The 19,273-nt window shown below is 33.5% G+C and carries 21 protein-coding genes and 2 tRNA genes; 7 read left to right on the forward strand and 16 right to left on the reverse strand.

Annotated elements, in window-relative coordinates:
* Positions 1-5 precede the first annotated feature (5 nt).
* Positions 6-77 (reverse strand) — tRNA-Phe (locus FI695_05050).
* Positions 78-179: 102 nt separating this feature from the next.
* Between FI695_05050 and FI695_05055 the strand changes: the two genes are divergently transcribed.
* Positions 180-263, forward strand: a tRNA-Leu gene (locus FI695_05055).
* Here FI695_05055 and FI695_05060 read toward each other — a convergent pair.
* Both FI695_05060 and FI695_05065 read right to left on the reverse strand, forming a co-directional pair.
* Positions 264-1,070 (reverse strand): hypothetical protein, encoded by an 807-nt coding sequence (locus FI695_05060; protein MQG51329.1) that lies wholly within the window; start codon positions 1,068-1,070, stop codon positions 264-266.
* Between the two features lie 21 nt (positions 1,071-1,091).
* A complete protein-coding gene (locus FI695_05065; GenBank protein MQG51330.1) occupies positions 1,092-1,352 on the reverse strand; it encodes a hypothetical protein in 261 nt (86 codons plus the stop codon).
* Positions 1,353-1,423: 71 nt separating this feature from the next.
* Here FI695_05065 and FI695_05070 point away from each other — a divergent pair, with 71 nt between their 5' ends.
* Positions 1,424-2,191 (forward strand): enoyl-CoA hydratase/isomerase family protein, encoded by a 768-nt coding sequence (locus FI695_05070; protein MQG51331.1) that lies wholly within the window; start codon positions 1,424-1,426, stop codon positions 2,189-2,191.
* Here FI695_05070 and FI695_05075 read toward each other — a convergent pair whose 3' ends face one another.
* From FI695_05075 to FI695_05110, 8 genes are all read right to left on the reverse strand, one after another.
* Positions 2,192-2,704: an N-acetyltransferase family protein gene (locus tag FI695_05075; protein MQG51332.1), complete on the reverse strand. Its 513-nt coding sequence runs from the start codon at positions 2,702-2,704 to the stop codon at positions 2,192-2,194.
* Positions 2,705-2,714: 10 nt separating this feature from the next.
* The gene (locus FI695_05080) at positions 2,715-3,749 is read right to left on the reverse strand and encodes a glycosyltransferase family 1 protein (protein ID MQG51333.1); all 1,035 of its coding nucleotides are present in this window, start codon (positions 3,747-3,749) and stop codon (positions 2,715-2,717) included.
* 73 nt (positions 3,750-3,822) lie between these two features.
* Positions 3,823-4,917: an ABC transporter ATP-binding protein gene (locus FI695_05085; GenBank protein ID MQG51334.1), complete on the reverse strand. Its 1,095-nt coding sequence runs from the start codon at positions 4,915-4,917 to the stop codon at positions 3,823-3,825.
* A gap of 13 nt (positions 4,918-4,930) precedes the next feature.
* Positions 4,931-6,490 (reverse strand): iron ABC transporter permease, encoded by a 1,560-nt coding sequence (locus FI695_05090; GenBank protein ID MQG51335.1) that lies wholly within the window; start codon positions 6,488-6,490, stop codon positions 4,931-4,933.
* A 188-nt stretch (positions 6,491-6,678) separates the two neighbouring features.
* Positions 6,679-7,803, reverse strand: coding sequence for an extracellular solute-binding protein (locus tag FI695_05095; protein ID MQG51336.1), 1,125 nt, complete (start codon positions 7,801-7,803; stop codon positions 6,679-6,681).
* 125 nt (positions 7,804-7,928) lie between these two features.
* Positions 7,929-8,705 (reverse strand): metal-dependent transcriptional regulator, encoded by a 777-nt coding sequence (locus FI695_05100; protein MQG51337.1) that lies wholly within the window; start codon positions 8,703-8,705, stop codon positions 7,929-7,931.
* A gap of 44 nt (positions 8,706-8,749) precedes the next feature.
* Positions 8,750-9,931, reverse strand: a complete 1,182-nt coding sequence (gene purT, locus FI695_05105) for a formate-dependent phosphoribosylglycinamide formyltransferase (GenBank protein MQG51338.1) — start codon at positions 9,929-9,931, stop codon at positions 8,750-8,752.
* Between the two features lie 23 nt (positions 9,932-9,954).
* Complete coding sequence (locus FI695_05110) at positions 9,955-11,208, reverse strand: MFS transporter (GenBank protein MQG51339.1); 1,254 nt, start codon at positions 11,206-11,208, stop codon at positions 9,955-9,957.
* Positions 11,209-11,413: 205 nt separating this feature from the next.
* On the opposite strand from FI695_05110, the gene FI695_05115 reads away from it, so the two are divergent.
* Both FI695_05115 and FI695_05120 read left to right on the forward strand, forming a co-directional pair.
* Positions 11,414-12,403, forward strand: coding sequence for a DUF3500 domain-containing protein (locus FI695_05115; protein ID MQG51340.1), 990 nt, complete (start codon positions 11,414-11,416; stop codon positions 12,401-12,403).
* Between the two features lie 9 nt (positions 12,404-12,412).
* On the forward strand, positions 12,413-13,546 hold the full coding sequence (locus FI695_05120; GenBank protein MQG51341.1) for an LLM class flavin-dependent oxidoreductase: 1,134 nt from the start codon (positions 12,413-12,415) through the stop codon (positions 13,544-13,546).
* Here FI695_05120 and FI695_05125 read toward each other — a convergent pair.
* The 3 genes from FI695_05125 to FI695_05135 are packed head-to-tail and all read right to left on the reverse strand — an operon-like array spanning position 13,543 to position 16,165.
* Positions 13,543-14,439 (reverse strand): alpha/beta hydrolase, encoded by an 897-nt coding sequence (locus FI695_05125; GenBank protein ID MQG51342.1) that lies wholly within the window; start codon positions 14,437-14,439, stop codon positions 13,543-13,545. The genes FI695_05120 and FI695_05125 overlap by 4 nt on opposite strands.
* A gap of 20 nt (positions 14,440-14,459) precedes the next feature.
* Positions 14,460-15,275 (reverse strand): hypothetical protein, encoded by an 816-nt coding sequence (locus FI695_05130; GenBank protein MQG51343.1) that lies wholly within the window; start codon positions 15,273-15,275, stop codon positions 14,460-14,462.
* Between the two features lie 2 nt (positions 15,276-15,277).
* Positions 15,278-16,165 (reverse strand): ABC transporter ATP-binding protein, encoded by an 888-nt coding sequence (locus FI695_05135; protein MQG51344.1) that lies wholly within the window; start codon positions 16,163-16,165, stop codon positions 15,278-15,280.
* Positions 16,166-16,219: 54 nt separating this feature from the next.
* Between FI695_05135 and FI695_05140 the strand changes: the two genes are divergently transcribed.
* Positions 16,220-16,657: a CrcB family protein gene (locus FI695_05140; protein MQG51345.1), complete on the forward strand. Its 438-nt coding sequence runs from the start codon at positions 16,220-16,222 to the stop codon at positions 16,655-16,657.
* Here FI695_05140 and FI695_05145 read toward each other — a convergent pair.
* Both FI695_05145 and FI695_05150 read right to left on the reverse strand, forming a co-directional pair.
* Entirely contained in the window at positions 16,654-17,061 is a 408-nt protein-coding gene (locus FI695_05145; protein MQG51346.1) for a hypothetical protein, read from the reverse strand. The two genes, FI695_05140 and FI695_05145, sit on opposite strands and share 4 nt — an antisense overlap.
* A gap of 79 nt (positions 17,062-17,140) precedes the next feature.
* Entirely contained in the window at positions 17,141-17,932 is a 792-nt protein-coding gene (locus FI695_05150; protein MQG51347.1) for a DUF1295 domain-containing protein, read from the reverse strand.
* Between the two features lie 108 nt (positions 17,933-18,040).
* Between FI695_05150 and FI695_05155 the strand changes: the two genes are divergently transcribed.
* A complete protein-coding gene (locus FI695_05155) occupies positions 18,041-18,328 on the forward strand; it encodes a DUF1330 domain-containing protein (protein ID MQG51348.1) in 288 nt (95 codons plus the stop codon).
* Between the two features lie 132 nt (positions 18,329-18,460).
* The gene (locus tag FI695_05160) at positions 18,461-19,252 is read left to right on the forward strand and encodes a hypothetical protein (protein MQG51349.1); all 792 of its coding nucleotides are present in this window, start codon (positions 18,461-18,463) and stop codon (positions 19,250-19,252) included.
* The last annotated feature ends 21 nt before the right edge of the window (positions 19,253-19,273 follow it).

A 19,273-nucleotide genomic window follows, 5' to 3' on the forward strand; every position in this document is an offset into this window, starting at 1 on the left:
AATTATGCCGAGGGGCGGATTTGAACCACCGACACGAGGATTTTCAGTCCACTGCTCTACCCCTGAGCTACCTCGGCGATTCAATTAATATAACTAAGTCTGTGGTCTAGGTCAAGGAAGGGGGTTAACATTTTTTATAGAAAAAAAGTATAATGCTAATTCAAGCGTATTTTTCTTGGGCCGAAGTGGCGGAACGGTAGACGCGGTGGTCTCAAACACCATTGTCCCTAAAGGACGTGTGAGTTCGAATCTCACCTTCGGCATTAAAACTCTATTTCATGATTTATTGTATTTGAAGCAGTTGGTAATACTAACTTAAATCGATTGTTATTTTGACGATTTAAGATATTCATTTGCTCACTAGGTAAAAGGTATTCTTTATTAGTAATTAATGAACCTAATCTATATACTATCGAAAATTTTGTCCCAAGTTTGTTTTTAAAAAAATCGTCATATTGTATTAATGCTTCAGTTTTACCTTTTTGTAATTGTTCAATATAGATTTGTTCTTTGCTATTTGATTCCCAAGGTTTTAATTCTAAGTGTTGTTCTATATCTTTAAGGACTGGTTTTTTTTCATATAATTTTGCAAATAATTTTCGTAAATAAAATTTACTTCCCAAAACGAATACATCGACTGGTTTATCTATTTCAATCCCTCCATTGTCTAAAATATATTGCCATGAGAGAGCTTCTTCGTAAGTTGTTTTATTGAAATATAAACAACTTTTGTTTGATACGAGTGCTGGAACATTAAATGAGTGGCTAAAGGTTTGTAAAACCCATTCAGATTGGTGATGTAACGCATTTATCCATTGGTCTTTTATCCCATTTTGAATTAGTGTCTCTTTGTCATCCCAATTAATTTGGTTATCTAAATGATTTCTATTTTTTCGGATGTTTTTAATTAAATTTGGAAATTGAAGAGTGTCAAAATCCTGAATTAATACCGAGAATTCATTACGTAAAATTTTAGTAATTTGATTGGTTGTTAAAGGTTTGTTTTTATTATCGAGTGCTAAACTATATTCCAAAAGTACTTGTAAGAGGGCATCTATGTTAGTTTGCACATTAACCATTATTCTTTGTTGTTATTCAACAATGTCTGGCTCTATAGAAAGAGGGACATTTGTAAATTCTCTCCAAGGTTCGAATTGAGCAACAAATTCTTGTCCAGCCTCTATAGAAGTTAGTCCTTTGATTGCTCGTCCTGGGTCATATCCTCTAGTTACTGCGATTGCTTGAATTCCTGAAGGCATTGAGCGCACTCCACCAAGATTTATTTCTTCCATTTCATCGGTTTGTAAGATCAAATTTAATCCTTTAGGATGAATTTTCCAATAAACTTTCATCAGTCTCCTTAATTGATTTCCTCTGGTCAAATATTTGTGTATTATTATAGCATTATTGGTTGGAGGATAAAATGGACTACAACAATTTACAAATACAAATTGATAAACATATTGCAACTATTACCCTAAATCGTCCCAGCGTACTGAACGCTTTAAGTGCTAATTTGACATCAGAACTACATCAAGCACTAGATGAATTAGGTGCGAACAAAAATGTATGGGTCATAATTTTAACAGGATCAGGGCGAGGATTTTGTAGTGGCGCAGATGTTTCAGAATGGGGGAAATCAGATAGACCTGTTCCAACAAGACCATTGGTAGAATTAGGAATTCACATACGAGAAACACCGCAGCCTGTCATTGCGGCTATAAATGGGATTGCAGCAGGCGCTGGTTTAACTATAGCAATTTCATCTGATATGCGCATTGCTTCCTCTGATGCTCGGTTTTCAAGTATTTTTGTCAAAAGATCAATTGTTTTAGATACAGGTGCTTCTTATTTATTACCAAAACTCGTAGGCCCAGGAATTGCCTCAGAAATGTCTTTAACGGGGAATGTTTATGATTCTGAATGGGCGTTTCGAGTTGGTTTAGTCAATAAGGTGGTACCCTCTGACAACTTGATGGCTGAAGCAAACAATATGGCTCAAGATATTTTATCTAATCCTCCGTTAGCAGTGCAAAGTATTAAAAAAATGTTGAATAACGAAGACCCTGATATGAATAGGATCGTGAAGCTAGAAGTAGAAGCAACTGCTTTGTTACGAAAGACAAAAGATAGTGTAGAGGCTGTTGATGCCTTCAAGGAAAAGCGTTCCCCAATATTTAAAGGAGAATAACTAAATCCCTGCGACTGAACTTCTTCTTTCCATTAAAGTTACATCTCTCCATTTACCCTTGTAGACTCCTCGTTTCATAATGGAAACTTTTTCTCGAGTGCCAACAATTCTAAATCCAAATTTTTTGTGCAATTTAATACTTGCAATATTTTCAGGAAAAATATTTGCTTCTAAAGTCCATATGTTTTGCTTTTCAGATAATTCAATTAAATTCTTTAATAAAGTACTACCAACACCATTATTTCTATAATTTTCTGCTATGTATATACTGACTTCACATACTCCACCAAATTGCCCAGTAGTTTCTATTGTTGATAAAGCTGCCCAACCTACTATTATGTTTTGATCTGTTGCAGTCAAGCGTGGTTTTTTAATGTGTGAATTATTAAACTGTTCCCAGCTGGGGGCTTTTTCTAGAAAAGATGCATTATCAGAATCAATTCCTTGTTGATATATCTCTAATATATTCTTAGCATCAGAATCTTGCATATTCCTTATGTGGAAATCAATCAAGCTCATCGTATTAAACTAACATTTTATAAAAAGATTTTGCACTTTTATCCCAAGTGTATTCTAGAGCATATTCCCGACATTTATCTCTATCTATATCCATGACCCTATTGGTTGCTTTTTTTAAGTCATTATCGAGAACCCCAACTTCTTGGTTTTCTATAATATCTTTAGGCCCAGTTACAGGATATCCGACTACAGGGGTCCCTGAGGCTAAAGATTCTAATGTCACTAACCCAAACGTATCAGTTTTGCTTGGGAAAACTAAGGCTGTTGCTGAGGCGTAATATTTAGCTAATTCTTTTCCTTTTAACTTTCCAACAAATATTGCGTTCGGATAGTTTTTTTTCAATTTTTTTAATTGAGGACCGTCACCAACTAGTACTTTACTACCTTCTATTTCTAAATTCAGAAATGCTTCTATATTTTTTTCTTTAGCAATCCTTCCAACATAAAGCCACATCGGATTTTTATAATGGGTAGATAACTTAGGTGTATTTGGATTGAATAATTCTGTGTCTACTCCTCTTGTCCAAAGTTTTAGATTCGTAAATCCTTTATTGGAAAGTTCTTGTTTCAACGACTGTGTCCCAACTAGTGTATGAGTGGCCGCTTTGTGAAAATTCTTCAAATATGCATAAATCCATGTTTTGGGAATACCAAATCTCATATTAATATACTCAGGAAGTTTGGTTCCGTAATTACTAACAAATGGAACATTGTTGTTTTTACAATATTTTCTAGCAGCATGCCCAATTGGACCTTCAGTTGCAATATAAATATAGTTTGGATTGAATTTTTTTACTATTTTTTTGAATTTAAACCATGCATTGAGTGCTAAAGAAATTTCTGAATAGGTTGGGCAAGGGATTCTTATAAAATCCTGAGGGGTTACCATTAATATTTCATGGCCTAATTTTTCAAGTTGTTTGGCTAGCTCAGCCAAGGTAGTAACTTCCCCATTTGTTTGAGGGTACCATGCATCTGTTGCAATCAAGATTTTTTTTCTTGTTACCTTAGTTTCTTTATTTGTATTATTAAATTTCATTCATAATCCTCTAGTAACGAATGGAATCTAAATTCACTTTGACATATTAACATATTTTATCAAGTATTTTTAATTATTTACCTTCTATCTTTGTCGACATCAAATATTTTTCATCTTGATAGATATGTATTGGAATATTTTTTTTAATACTGAGCGAAACATTATTAGAAACTTCAAGAATATTCTCTTGTGAAATATATTCTATAACCTTCCCTGAAGGTAATTTAATTATGTAGGAATAATGAGATCCCTTAAATTCTATGGACTCAACGATACAAGATCCTTTTTCTTGTGATAGATCAATATTATTTCCTCGTATTAGGATTTGTAAATTTTGCTTATCAGTAATTATTGCTTCTTTGACTTTAATTTCTCCGATTTCAGTATGTAATGTTTGAGGATCAGTGATAGTCACATCAATAAATGAAGCAGGATCCATAAACTCTGCAACAAATTTTGTTAAAGGCTGATTATATATATATTCAGGTGTATCAATTTGTTCAATTTTGCCATTATTCATGATTGCAATTCTATCGCCAAGAAACATGGCTTCTTCTTTGTCATGAGTGACAAAAATAGTTGTTGCTTCAGCTTGTTTAACAATTTCTTTTATTTCTTCTCTAATCTTAATTCGTAAAGCAGCATCCAGATTAGATAAAGGTTCATCAAATAGCATAACAGTAGGATTGGGGACTAATGCACGGGCAAGAGCAGTTCTTTGTTGTTCTCCACCAGAAAGCTCATTTGGCATTCTTTTTAATAAGTTTTCAAGACCAACTAAACTAATTATCTTTTCAACTCGTTCAGTGGATTTGTTTGATTTGTCTAACCCAAATTCAATATTTTTTTCAACATTCAAGTGAGGAAATAAAGCATAATCTTGAAAAACCATTCCCACTTTTCTATTTTCAGGTTTTACAAATTTACCTGGCATTGAAACTAATTGCCCACCAACCGATAAAGTACCGTTTGATGGTTCTTCAAAACCAGCTATCAATCGTAATAAGGTGGTTTTTCCACACCCACTAGGACCTAGTAAAACTAAAATCTCACCATGATTAACAGTAAGAGTTACATTTTTTACAGCGTCTGTTGTTTTTGAATACGTTTTGCCTATTCCAATACATCTAATTACTGGAAAGTTTTTATTGTTTATTTGATTTAGCATATCTTTTATTTAGTTATTCTTGGATACCTTTATCAAACATTATAAACATTGGTAATCCAGTAAATAACAATAGTATACCAGAATATACAGCAGCCATACCAAATCCAGCTTCTGTTGCATGTGTCCATATAGAAGTAGCTAGTGTATTGAAGCTAAGTGGAGCCAGAATAAGTGTAGCTGGTAATTCTTTCATTATAAGAATAAATACTAAAATAAAAGCACCTGTGATTCCTGGAGCCATAGAAGGGAAATTAATTTTTTGCCATATTTTGAAATTTGATGCTCCTAAACTTTTAGCCGATTCTTCTAGTTTAGGGTTAATCTGAGAAACTACAGGTTTTATAATTCCAATCGCAACTGGAATAAATAATATAATGTATCCTATTGCTAATAAAATCATGGTTTGATATATGGGCATAGCAAAATTTATTCCGAAATAAACAACAGCTAATGCTACTACAATACCTGGCAAAACAAACCCAATATAGGATATTTTTTCTATTGTTTTACTAAAGGTATTTTTATGCTTTGCAATTAATAAAGCTATAGGTACTGCAAGTAATACTGTAGCGAAAGTACCTATAAATGAAGCATATATAGAGTTTGTTATTACTTCAATTTTGAAAAAATCATCATAGTTGATAGTAAAACTGTAACCCCAATTAATTAATACCGATATTGGTAATATTACACTTATAAAGATTAGAAGGCTGATTAGTAATACTATAACCCATTTGAATTTACCGAGGTCAATCAGTTTTGTGTTTTTTGATACTGAAGCTGTAGATCTATATAGATTGGAGTTTGCAGATTCAGGTTTATAAAACCAAATTGTTAATAGTCCAATCAATATTAGTATAGTGGAAGTACTTGCTGCTGCTGCTCTTTGTATAGTTTGATATTGATTATAAATAACATAACTAAAGGATTTATATTGTAATAGAGATACTGCCCCGAAATCACTTACTACATAGAGAGTTACTAATATAGCTCCTACTATTATTGATGGTTTTAGTATAGGAATTATGACTCGTATATATGTATCCCAAAAAGATTTACCTAAGCTGTATGAAGCTTCTTCGTAGCTATAATCTAATTTTGTTAATGATGAAGTGACACTAATAAATATATATGGATAGCTAAGTAATGTTAAACATAGAAAGGCTCCCCAATATCCATATAAATCAGGTATTTTTTCGATACCAATTATTTGTAAAGTGTCATATAAAACTCCCTTTGGACCAAAAAGGATAATAAACAAAAATCCATATATGTAACTTGGGAACACTAATGGTAGGCATAATAAAACTCTAAATATATTTTTCAAAGGTAAGTTTGATCGAATTGTGAGAATTGCTAATGGAACTGAGATGCATATAGAAGCTAAAGTTACTGTAACAGCGAGTAATATTGTATTCCAAGCAAGACGTAGAGTTTTAGTTTCAAGTAAATATTCGTAAAAATCATTTGGGTTTGATAATAAATTTATTGCGACATAGCACAACGGTACTGCTACTAATAGCAGTACCATTGTGGCAATAATTTGCAATATTGATTGAGATGATTTAAACATATATTGAATTGGTGTTTTCTAGTTATAATGTGTCGGGAATCATGTGGGTGCAAATCACTTTTGCTTATCTATTTTGCTTGAACGGATAAAATTTTTCTCAACAGGCTCAACATTGCACATTATTAAATTATTATCAGAGGCATGAATTGAATTCATACCCCTGATTTTTTTTATTTTCCTTACGATAATTATTCTAACACTCCTGCATCTTTTAGCATTTGAGCACTGCCCTCAATATCACTTAATGAAGCAAGTGATATCGCTGGTTTATTTATATCATCAAAAGGTGTGATCATTGGATGTTTCTTTACGCCACTAACTAAAGGATATTCTCTAGTTGAATTTGCGAAGTAGCTTTGAGCAACTTTAGAAGTCATAAACTCAATGAACTTTTCTGCATTTTCAGTATTTGCAGCTGATTTAAGTATTCCAGCAGCTGAAACCATGACCATAGAACCTGGCCCTCCACCTGTTGGATGATAGTTTCTAGCTTTGAATGCATCACCTGCAGCTTTATCTAGAGTGAATTTGTAGAGGTAGTAGTGGTTAACAAACCCTACATCGATTTCACCTTTATCAGCAGCTTCAACTTGAGGTGTGTTTTTTGGATATACTTTTGCACCATTGTCTCGGATACATTCAATCCATTTTTTGGTTTCAGCGTCACCCCATTCGGCACGCATGGCTGTAATCATAGTCTGGAATGAAGAATTACTTGGAGCCCAACCTATTCTTCCGTTCCATTTAGAATCACAGAATCCTTGCATAGTAGCTGGTAGATCTGATTCGTTAACAGTTGCTGTATTATATACAACGACTCTTGCACGACCAGTGATACCTGTCCAAAGCCCTTGAGGTGATTTTGCCCATGTAGGAACAACATCAACCATGGTTTTTTTACCATCATCGTCAGTGACTTCTTTCATTAAGATATGATCGTGTAACGGTTGAAGCATATTTTCTACTGAGCCTATAGCACCAGGATCTTGAGCATAGAAAATATCAGCAGGAGTTTTATCTCCTTCTTCCATTAGTAGTGCTGCCATTGGTGCAGATGATCCGTATTTAACTTCTACGTTAATACCTGTGGAATCTTCAAACTGCTCAATTATTGGTCCAACTAAAGATTCTTTTCTACCTGAATATATAACAAGGTTTCCAGGATCCTTTTCGACCTCTTTAATAACTTCAACTTCCTTAATAACTTCTTTTTCAACCTCAACTATTACTTCTTCTGCCTCGGCAGTACATGCAACTACTGCAAGTAACCCTATAAGAAGGCCTAATCGAGATATACTTTTAAAAATTTCCATTTTTCCCCTTTAAAGTGTATTTAGTAAGGGCTAGTAAAAAATATTAGTACGTACTAATTTACTAACAAAGCTGAAAATTAGTATATACTAATAAATGAATATGTCAACACTAAAAAGGTAAAAAGTTAGTTTATTATCGAGCTGACAAAAATGTTGTGGGCAACGGTGTTACTGAAAGTAATATCTTGATCGTTAGAACGAATTGTTGTAACTCCTCGAGTTTTGGAGATATCAACAATTGTAATTTTTGCACCAGGAACTAAACCATTACGAACTAGATATACCAGAAGATCATTATCCTCAGGGGGGATTGATATAATACTATATTCATTATCAACCTGTGTATTTAGAAGGCGTAAGGTTAGTGTTGGTTTATGTTTATTACTACCAGGTATTTTTTGTCCAAATGCTCCGGTAGTGGGATGGTCAAGTAATTCTATTAATCGTTTTTCGACTTTTGGTGAAATTGCATGTTCTAATAAATGAGCTTCCTCGTAGGCATGTTCTAAATCTAATCCTAAAATATCCACAACCAATCTTTCTGCTAACCTATGTCTTCGTACGATAAATTCAGCAGATTGTTTTCCCGCACTTGATAATTCTAAGTCTTTTGGATTTGGGGTAAGTAATCCTTCTTTAATTAGACGCTTTATCATGGCACTTACTGATGGCAAGGAAGATCCAAGGTTTTCTGATACAGGGGCATTTTTTAGATATTCAGCAAGCTCAGTCAATGAAATTTTATTTTCATTATTTTCTTGTAGATAATAAATAGAAAGAAGGTAATTTTCAGCCACCATTGAGAGCCTTTTTTGGCTGTGGTAGGGAGAATTTGCTAATATCTTATTTGCTCCAGTATTATTGGATTCTTTATTACTAGTTTTACTCATATTTACCCTCATTTAGATATATGAATTTTACACCACTAAATTTAATATTACAAAATTTACATTATGATATTTATTTTAGATACGACTAGTCGTGCTTTTTCTCTTGCATCTTCGATATTTTCTCCAATTGCTAATCCGACTCCAAGCCTTCTATGACCATCTATATTTGGTTTGCCAAAAAGTCTTAAACTAGTATTAGGCAAAGATAAAGCATCTTCAATTCCTTTGTATTGAATATTTTGAGATTTTCCTTCTGATAGAATTGCACAAGAAGCAGAAGGGCCAATTTGATGTATTTTATGAATTGGAAATCCCAATATCGCTCTTACATGTAAAGCAAATTCAGATAGGTCTTGTGATATAAGAGTCACCAATCCCGTATCGTGTGGTCTTGGTGATAACTCACTAAATATCACTGAGTCATTTTTGATAAAAAATTCTACACCAAATAACCCTTTACCTCCCAGAGCTTCAGTAATACTTTTAGCAATATCTTGTGCTTGATTCAAAGCTTTTTTAGACATTGGATGAGGTTGCCATGATTCTCTATAATCTCCATCTATTTGTACATGGCCTATAGGTGGACAAAAGGATGTTCCTTTACTATGTCGCACAGTTAATAAAGTTATTTCATAATCAAAATCTAAAAATTCTTCAACAATTATTTTTTGTGATTTCCCACGAGAATTACTAATAGCATAATCCCAGGATTCGAGAATTTCTTCTTCAGAATATAAGATTTTTTGGCCTTTACCTGATGAGCTCATAATAGGTTTAATTACACAAGGAAATCCTAATTTATTTGTAGCTTTTTTAAGTTCTTCTGGAGAGGATGCAAAGTAGTATTTGCTTGTAGGTATTCCTAGTTCTTTGGATGCTAGATCTCTAATTCCTTCACGATTCATTGTTAGAAAAGTAGCTTTTGCTGTTGGAATAATATTATAACCTTCTGATTCGAGTCTTAATAAAACATCGGTGGCGATCGCTTCAACTTCTGGTACTACAAAATTTGGATTTTCTTTTTTAATAATTGATTCAAGTGCATTTGGGTCAGTCATTGATAGAATATGACTCTTGTGAGCGACTTGCATTGCTGGCGCATTTGCATAACGATCTACAGCTATAACTTCAATTCCGAACCTTTGAGCCTCAATAGCTACTTCTTTACCAAGTTCTCCAGAACCTAGTAACATTAATTTTGTTGAAGACTTACTATGTGGTGTTCCTAGAGAAATCATGTTTTACTTCCGATCATAAATATTTATTTTTCTAAAGGATTTTCAGGATCATATTTATACTTTGCAATATTAGGAATAAAGTACCATATACCTGCAACAACAAAAATAGATATAAATCCTCCCATAACCATAGTGTAACTTGCTCCAATTATCGAAGATACTAAAGTAACTTGCACTGTACCTAAGTGGTTTGCTCCCATTGCTGCAAAAGAATGTACACTACTAGCTCGACCTAATAGTTGATCAGGAGTAGTCAGTTGAACGAGTGTTTGTCTCATAACCATACTAATTGAGTCTAATAATCCCAATAGGGCAATAATAATTAAACCTACTATGAATATAGGGTTGATTCCAAAAAGGATAAGGAGAATAGCATACATTAATGTACCTATAAGAACTATAAATCCTTTTCGTGGCCATTTGTTCATATAGAATACTATAAATGTTCCTATTATTCCTCCAATAGAATCTGCTGATGCTAGCATAGCAGTTCCTTGTGCTCCCAAACCATATAGCTTATCTGCAAATACTGGAAATAATTCCCTGTAAAATGAAAAAATCACAACTCCTATATCTAAAAGGTACAGGCCTGGTAATAATCTATGTCGCTTTACAAATCCTAATCCTTCGACAAGAGAAGAAATAGTACCTTTGCGATTTTCTTCCATATTAGGCTCGCCAGATGCTCTAATTAATGCAGGTGATAAAATACTAAAAAAGGCTGTTGTTGATGCAATGAGAAAAGCGCCAGAAGCTCCATATGTTTCATAAACTATTCCGAATAACAATGGAGCAATTACCATAGCGATTTGTCTTGTTGAAACTTGAACGGTGACGCCGTGAGGTAATAATTCTCTAGGTATTACTCTTGGTAACATTGCTGGTCTAGCAGCATTTCCAAGCATTTGTACAATAGTGCAAGCAAACGTAACCGACCATATATGCCAGACTTCTAATTTTTCTGAATAAGCTAGAGAAGCTAAAATGGCCAGTGAAATAAACACTACACTTTGTGTCATAATCATAAGCTTTTTTCTATTTACTCTGTCAGCAAGGGTTCCACCGTATAACGCTAATGGAAGTTGAATTAATTGAATGGCACCCAATGCTCCTACTTTGGCAATTGAACCTGTCTGATCATATATCCATTGTCCGCTAATAAGTAATCGTAGGACCATAGTGATAGATTGAAATGCTAAACCAGACCATAGAAAGGTGTAGTCACGGTGTTTGAAAACTGCCCAAGGTTTTGAATTATTTGAATTATTGTTAATCATAGAGGTTCAAATTTGTATAGTAAACCTGATCATTCTAGCTAATAAAGTTTTAAGAGTTAATACGTTAATTCGTGTATTTATCAGTTTAATAGAAAAAAACTTTGCAGATATCGTTTATTGAATTTTTAAACAAGAAAATTTTTGTATACTATAATGAATACTTGTTAAAAGTAGGGGGGAGTTTATGGCAAATACATATAAACAAATGATAGATGAACATAAGCATATTAATACTACGAAAGCTATGAGAGAGACTGCTTTAGCTTATTTATCTACCTTATCCGCAGATCAAAAAAATAAATCTACTTTTGAATACATGGATGGAGAAAGGCAGTTTTGGTATTATCCACCTATGAATAGGCATGGTTTGGCTTTGAGGGATATGACAGATGATCAACGAAAAGCAGCGATGTCACTTGCTGAAGCTTCTCTTTCTTCAAATGCATACAAATATATGCAACAAATAATTGATCATGAAGCAATATTAGGCCCGATAGAAAAATCAAAAGGGATTATTTCTTTTGTGAGAGATTGTGAATTGTATTATTTTACAATTTTTGGCAACCCTTCAGCGAATGATGAACCTTGGGGATGGCGAGTAGAAGGGCATCACATTTCATTTCACTTTAGCATATGGGGAGACACGGTAATATCTGCAACTCCTTTTTTCCTTGGAGCAAATCCTGCAGAGGTTAAAGAAGGAGATTCAAAAGGATTGAGAATTCTTAATAAGAGAGAAGACTTAGGATTAGAATTATTTAATAGTTTGGATATTGATCAACAAGCAATTGCTAAAATTGCAGATGATCCCCCTTTCGATATTTTAACTTATAATTCCACTAAAGCTGTGTTAATGAAAGAAGAAGGTATATCTGGAAAAGAAATGACTGGTGTTCAACAAGAAATACTACTATCTTTAATTGACGAATATCATTCAGTTTTTCCACAGGATATATACCAAGATAAAATGGAAAACATTCAGTCAAAAGGATTAGATGATATGTATTTTGTATGGGCTGGCGGTAATAAACTGGGCCAGCAACATTATTATAGAATCCATTGTGGTAATTTATTTATTGAATATGATAATCGTCAAAATGATGCAAATCATACACATTCAGTTCTTAGGGATGTAGAAAATGATTTTGCTGAAAATGTGCTACGTCAACATCAATTATTATTCAAAGTTTTATAAGGAGTTTATATGGGATTGCAATTCGGTGTTTTTGATCATATAGAACCAGTTGAAGATGCTTCTTTACAAGATGTATATGAATCAAGACTAGAACAAATACAAAAATTGGATAAAGCTGGTTTTTATTGTTATCACTTGGCTGAACATCATACTCCTGCAGTTCATAGTTTAGCTCCATCACAAAATGTTTTTTTATCTGCAGCATCTCAACTGACTAGCAATATTAAGCTTGCACCATGTGTGTATGTACTACCTCTTCATCATCCACTAAGACTCATTGAAGAAATTAGTATGTTAGATACGCTTTCAAAAGGAAGAATGGAAATAGGCGTTGGTCGTGGTGGAGTTATGGAAGCATTTTTCTGGGGGCAGGAAGCTGATTCTGAAAGTAATTATCAAAGATATCTTGAAACTTTAGAAATTATGAGACGCGGTTTATCGAACGAATATCTTAATTTTCAGGGTGATTTTTATGAGTTTGAAGAGTTACCTATGCGAATGCATTCATTACAAAAACCTTATCCTCCATTATGGTACATGAGAAATGCTGAAACTGCAGCGATGGAAGGAATGAATACTATGGTTGTAGGCTCCTTAGACAGTATTCATAAAGAAGCTGAAAAGTATAAAGAGAAATGGGAAGAATATCAAGGTAAAGGAACTAAAACTTTACAAGGAGAAGATCCCAAAATAGGATTGGTTGTTCATATGACTTTAGCGGAAACTGATGAAGAGGCAATAAAAATAGCACAACCTGCATGGGAACAATATCGTTGGAATTTAGAAGCACCAAGAAGAATGGAAGCAGAAAAACGCAATCTCGATCAGTTTAAATCAAGTAATCCTAATCAATTTGGTTTCGTAGGAGAAAGGCCGAAAAATGCACCTGATCGCGAACTGAGGAAGGATATTTCCGCAGAACTTGAAAAATTTGATGACGGAAAAAAAGTTCAAAATCCTGGACGGTTAGGCGGAGTTGCGATGGCTGGTTCCCCTGCATCAATGATGGAATATATGGACGAATATATACAAAGCGGCGCGAACTATTTTGTGTGCTCATTTCAATGGGGGTCTATTTCTAATAAAGAAGCAGAACAAAGTATCGAATTATTCATTAATGAAGTAATGCCTAAATATGCTTAAATTTGTTCAATAATTGAGTCTGAAAGTGAATTAATTTGATCTGCTACTATTTGTGAGTCTTCTTGAGGAAGAAAATGACTGCAATGGTTATATTGAAAATCCTCTGCATTTGGAAATTCCTTCCAAATTTCTGGCCATGTCACAGAGTCACGAAAAGGTTCTCCTGTAGGATTAGGTGTAGTCCCTTGTTTTCTAGAACGTAATATTTTTACTGGGCATTCAATCTTTGCAATATTATCCAATACCGAAGGACTAATATAAGCACCATACATGCTAGCTTCTATTGGAGGAGGACAAGTTAGATGATAGGTTTCTTCTCCTTCATCTTTTACAAGTCCATGGGTACAATAATCTTGTAATGCTTCTTCTTCCCAATTTGCAAAATTAAAATGTGTTCTTAAACGGTCAACCATTTGTTGAGGTGAATCCCAGCTATTTCTTCTTTTTGCCGAAGGATGAGTTCCAGGCATTTTGGGTCTTTTCGAGGTTTCTTCATATCTTTGTCGATTAAATAAGCTTGGGTCGCACAAAACTAATCCGCCAAAACGATCTGGGATTAATCCTGCTACCCTTGTGATAATATACCCACCCATTGAGTGTCCAACCCCAATAACATTTTTTAGGTTCATTTTTTCGATTAATGAAATAATATCAGGTGCAAAAGATTCCCAAGGGTAGGGGGGTGGGGATTTTGTACTATAGCCATGCCCTCTAAGATCTAAAGATATAACGTGTTTGTTATTTAGTTTTCTAATAACATTATCCCAAATTCTGCCGTGGAATCCTGTTGCATGACAGAATAAGATAGGAGGGCCATCGCCTTCCCACTCATATGCGCAATAGGTAAGGTTTTCATTTATATCGACAAAAATAGATTTTGGGTTATCTTGCATAGTTATATTCCAATATTGTTTTAGGTAGTAAGGTCGCGGTTTTTAAATATTGCTATTGATAGAGATACAACAATTAATGATAGCCCGCTAACAACTAGGAGTTCTGTTATATCAATACTTGTATTACTAGTGTCAATAGAAGAATAGTATTTAAATAAAGATAGATTATTAGTTGATTCTAATACTTCAGGTAAAAATTTATGAAATCCGTTCCATAGATACGAGACTATTGTTATAAGAAAACTTAAGCCTAAAGTCAGGCCTTTATTCCCAGTAATTGCACCTATAGCAAAACTAATTGCTGTATATCCGATAGCTAACGTGAAAACTTCAAATCCTGCACTGATAATTACAGATGATTGTAGACTATTCATCTCAAATGAATTTTTAAATAAAATAACGGTAAGTGTATAGAGTGATGAAATCACAATCATTCCTAAAAGGATTGCAATGAATTTCTCAATAGCTATTTGTACTCGAGAAATTGGTGTTGTTACTAGTAATTCTAAAGTTCCATTACTTTCTTCACCAGCAATTGAATTAACTGCATTTATAATTCCATAAATAATTAGTATGAATGGAAGCATTAATCCATATACTTCGATATTTAACCATCCAGCTGGGGTGGAAATACCAACGTCAGAGGAACCACCATAGAAAAGAGCTTTCATTTCTTCAGGAAGCGCATCCATTAGGTCATTAAAACCTTCACCCGCTTCTTGCACTGCAGGATACATTGTCATGACAAGGAAAACCAAAAGTACAGTACCGAGGTTCCAGTAAATTAAGGAACGCTTTTGATCATATATTACTTTAGTTAATATTCTAGATAACATTTTTATTTTCTCTCGTAGTAGTTCATAAATAGATCTTCTAATGAGGGTTCTTCACTAATTATGTTAAGAACTTCGTATTTACTTATTTCTTTGATTACTGAATCAAGTGATCCAGTAACATTTAATTTTATTGAGCTATTTTCTGAGTCAATTTTTTGTACATTTCCCATAGTATCAAAGAGGGTAGTTGGAGGAGCGCTCTTAAATTCAATTTCAATGGTTTTAATAGCATTTGATTTTAATACTTCTAGTTCTTCTTCAACAATTAATTCACCCTCTTTTATAAATCCTACAGTTTCAGCAACTTTATCAATTTCTGAAAAAATATGAGATGAAAGGAAAACAGTTGCTCCGTTATTTTTTGATTCTTGGACCAACTCAATTGTAGTTTGCTGCAAAAATGGATCTAAACCACTCGTTGGTTCATCGAGAATTAATAATTCAGGTTTATGCATAAAAGCTAGAACTAATCCAAATTTTTGCTTATTGCCCTTAGATAAAGTTTTTATTTTTTTTGTCGGCTCACAATTTAATCTTTCGACTAGTTCATTGACATAGTTCCAATCAGTTATCTTTTTTAAGTTACCAAAAAATTTTAGTAATTCATTCCCAGTTAATTTATCATACATTGATAATTCACCAGGTAGATATCCTATTTTGTTAAACATTCCAATATTTTTTTGTGTGGGTTGCTGCCCCAATACGCTTACTGTGCCTTCAGTGGGGTTGAGCATGCCAAGCAGTGTACGAATTGTTGTCGTTTTGCCGGCTCCATTTGGTCCAATAAATGCATATATTGTATTTGTATTGACTTCAAGATTTAATGAAGATAAAGCTTTGAATTTACCATAATATTTAGTAAGATTTTCAATTTTAATTGCGCTTGCCATGTTCTCATTTCCTATCCTCGATAAAGTCTATAAGATTTTCGATCACTAAGCAATATCGACCTAATTTATGATAATGTTCTTTGTAGTACAATAGTGAAAATATATAAAAAGGACGACCATGTGATAGTTTTATTTCAAGTAGGTTTAGGTGGAGCTTTAGGGGCAATCTCTCGTTATCTATTAGCGACATATATAGAATCATGGGGATATAACAACCAAGTATCAATTTTTGTTGTTAATATTTTAGGAGCCTTGGTTGCTGGTTTTTGTATAACAACATTAGAGTTAAATGTTGAATCTAAGTTTTTTCAAACATTTTTTATAGTTGGATTCTTAGCATCATTTACAACTTTTTCAACAATAGCCGTTGCTACTGATCAACTATTTATTCGTGGGCAATATTTAATAGGATTTATGAATATCACAGGGAATATATTTTTTGGGCTACTAGCTGGTTTAATTGGTATATTGGTTGCTAGAGCTATAAATTAATATCTTACTGGCAAGGTATGTATATTACCTTTTTGGTTGGATTTAATATCCTCAGAATACGATGATGAAGAGTGAGATAAATTAATACCACAACTACTACAGTATCTCTTTAAAGTGAGAGGGAATCTTATAACATTATCGCAATTGAGACAGAGTGTAGGAATTTCCCAGTCTCTGCCTTCGTTGATCCATTCTTCATGACTTTGCTTGTGTTTGCCACGTCCATGGACAACACTACAACTTAGTCCACCATGTTGTTCTTCAAGGGATCGTTTGTCGTAAGGTTCTTTATCATCGATGTCTAATGAAGCTCCACACCAGTAACAAAAACGTTTACCTCGTGGAGGATGTCCACATATCCTGCAATTTTCAAATGAGAATTGAAACGGCTCTATCTTGTACATAGATTATCCAATTTAGATCGTAAGTTTTAGGTTATTATATAGCTATTATATAAATATGCCAAATTCTAATATTTATTGACTATTTATTTCTTTTGAGTAAATTAGGAAATAAACTTGGGGTTTTGGATATATATTTGTTGTATTTAGGTTTAGTATTGATGAGTTCAGATTCTAACATAGATACCCCTGAAATTTTTATCATGATGAATGTTAGTAATAGAGGGCTAATCAAACTTAGATATCCATATTCAGAAGAGAGTCCAATAATTCCAATGCCAAACCACAATACTATTTCTCCAAGATAGTTAGGATGTCTAGAATATTTCCATAATCCGGTATCCAAAACAGTTTCTTTATTAGTTGATGATGAGTGGTTTTTCTTAAAAATATACATCTGAGCATCAGCTATACCTTCAGTTAGCAGCCCTGTGAAGAAAATAGAAACTCCAATAAAATCAATTATAGTTAATGAAGAAGGATTGTTATCACTAAATATAACTATCATAGGTAAAGAAATGATACACATTATGCCGCCTTGTAAGAGAAATACTTTAAAGTAGCTTGTAAGCCAATATATATCCCCAGCATTTTGTCTAAATTTTTGATATCTCCAATCCTCAGGTTTGTTAGCATTTCTTATAGCTAAATATCCTGAGAGTCTTGCTCCCCATATAGTTACGACTATAAGAATTAATAATTGACGAATAGAATTAATTTCAAAGTAAAGTGAATTTGTTATTGCTATAACTATAAAACCTAGTCCCCATACAATATCAACAATAGATGAATCTTTAAGATAAATACTAATTATCCATGCTAGGGTAACTACTGTTAGACCAGTTACTGCAGTAACTGTAATACTTTCCATCATGTCTATACCATTATATTGTTGTTTTAATATTAGAAATTGATAATAATTTTATTTACAATATTATTGTATCAATTTATTAGTAATTAAATAAAGAGGAAGAGGTAAATCATGGCAACTTATTTAGTGGGGGATGTTCGTGTGCGCGAGCCTGATAAATACAAAGAATACCTGGTCGAAGTTCCAAAAATTGCTGCAAAACATGGGGGTAAATATTTGGTTCGAGGTGGAGAACTTACTTTAAATGAAGGGGATTGGGCACCAACAAGAATGGTAATAATTGAATTTCCTACAAGAAAAGATGCTATGAATTTTTATGAAGGAGCTGAATATGCTCCCTGGAAAAAAATTAGAAATATGTATGCGGATTCTGATCTTGTTTTTGTAGATGGCGTGTAATATTACACATCATGATTTTAAATTCATATTTCCCATCTAGCTTGTTTCATTACAAAATGGTATTTTAATTGAACAATTGTTTTAAATTTATTAAAAGAGTATTTAAATATAAAAAATCATAGGAAGGTAAATATGGACGCTGGAAATTTATTAGGTTTCATGTTTGTTCCAGGTGCTATTGGTGTTGTGGGTGCTTTAGCTGCAGCAGCTTGGAGGGTCCAAAGCGCAACCTCAGCTAGAAAAGATGTTGAAATTAATCGGTTAAAACAACAACTTGAAGACCTTCGGGCTATTAGTGAGGAACGAGTAAAATTGGCTTCTGAGCAATCAAAAGCTGCCGAGCAAAGACTTCAAGAACAACTAAATCAAGAGGTTGTTAGAGAAGAGCAAGTTGTTGAAGAACGGAAACGTTCAGCAATATCGGAAGGATGGAGATTAGGAATTTCTATTTTTGCTGGAGCGTTATTAATTGGGAATATAATGTTTTTCGGTAGTTTAATATTTGGTTCAGGAGTGTCATTTGAAGCTACTTCTACTGAAACCAGTCAAATTAGTGATTCCGGAGAAGAAATAGGGAAAGGTATCTCTATTGTCTCTCCAGCTGAAGGAACAGAAGGTTTAGGTAGAGTTGCTGTTCTTGTAGCTAGTTTTAATATTTATGTCATGAGTAATTTAGTCGTACTTCTTGGAATAGTTTTGGCCGGAGTGATGATATTTTTGGCTTATAAAAAGACTCCAGAAGTTGAAGCAGAAACTCTTGATTTACTAGCTGCTAGCAGCCCAAAGAAATCGCGTTTTTCTTTGCCATTCGGTGGTAAAAAAGATGATTCCAAACCTGTTGCTGAACAAACTTCGACTTCTGATCCTGCTCCTGTTGTTGAACCCACACCGACTACAACAGAACAAGAAAAATCAGAAAATTAAAATTATTACATATAAGTAAAT

The sequence above is a fragment of the SAR202 cluster bacterium genome (assembly GCA_009392515.1).
Lineage (GTDB): Bacteria > Chloroflexota > Dehalococcoidia > Lucifugimonadales > UBA6952 > UBA6952.

Bases quoted from the DNA above. Each gene is read 5' to 3' on its own strand.
- FI695_05160 (MQG51349.1), top strand. From the start codon at position 18,461: ATGGACGCTGGAAATTTATTAGGTTTCATGTTTGTTCCAGGTGCTATT.
- FI695_05090 (MQG51335.1), bottom strand. From the start codon at position 6,490: ATGTTTAAATCATCTCAATCAATATTGCAAATTATTGCCACAATGGTA.
- FI695_05080 (MQG51333.1), bottom strand. From the start codon at position 3,749: ATGAAATTTAATAATACAAATAAAGAAACTAAGGTAACAAGAAAAAAA.
- FI695_05110 (MQG51339.1), bottom strand. From the start codon at position 11,208: ATGATTAACAATAATTCAAATAATTCAAAACCTTGGGCAGTTTTCAAA.
- purT (MQG51338.1), bottom strand. From the start codon at position 9,931: ATGATTTCTCTAGGAACACCACATAGTAAGTCTTCAACAAAATTAATG.
- FI695_05135 (MQG51344.1), bottom strand. From the start codon at position 16,165: ATGGCAAGCGCAATTAAAATTGAAAATCTTACTAAATATTATGGTAAA.
- FI695_05125 (MQG51342.1), bottom strand. From the start codon at position 14,439: ATGCAAGATAACCCAAAATCTATTTTTGTCGATATAAATGAAAACCTT.
- FI695_05130 (MQG51343.1), bottom strand. From the start codon at position 15,275: ATGTTATCTAGAATATTAACTAAAGTAATATATGATCAAAAGCGTTCC.
- FI695_05100 (MQG51337.1), bottom strand. From the start codon at position 8,705: ATGAGGGTAAATATGAGTAAAACTAGTAATAAAGAATCCAATAATACT.
- FI695_05065 (MQG51330.1), bottom strand. From the start codon at position 1,352: ATGAAAGTTTATTGGAAAATTCATCCTAAAGGATTAAATTTGATCTTA.
- FI695_05155 (MQG51348.1), top strand. From the start codon at position 18,041: ATGGCAACTTATTTAGTGGGGGATGTTCGTGTGCGCGAGCCTGATAAA.
- FI695_05150 (MQG51347.1), bottom strand. From the start codon at position 17,932: ATGATGGAAAGTATTACAGTTACTGCAGTAACTGGTCTAACAGTAGTT.
- FI695_05115 (MQG51340.1), top strand. From the start codon at position 11,414: ATGATAGATGAACATAAGCATATTAATACTACGAAAGCTATGAGAGAG.
- FI695_05145 (MQG51346.1), bottom strand. From the start codon at position 17,061: ATGTACAAGATAGAGCCGTTTCAATTCTCATTTGAAAATTGCAGGATA.
- FI695_05120 (MQG51341.1), top strand. From the start codon at position 12,413: ATGGGATTGCAATTCGGTGTTTTTGATCATATAGAACCAGTTGAAGAT.
- FI695_05085 (MQG51334.1), bottom strand. From the start codon at position 4,917: ATGCTAAATCAAATAAACAATAAAAACTTTCCAGTAATTAGATGTATT.
- FI695_05095 (MQG51336.1), bottom strand. From the start codon at position 7,803: ATGGAAATTTTTAAAAGTATATCTCGATTAGGCCTTCTTATAGGGTTA.
- FI695_05070 (MQG51331.1), top strand. From the start codon at position 1,424: ATGGACTACAACAATTTACAAATACAAATTGATAAACATATTGCAACT.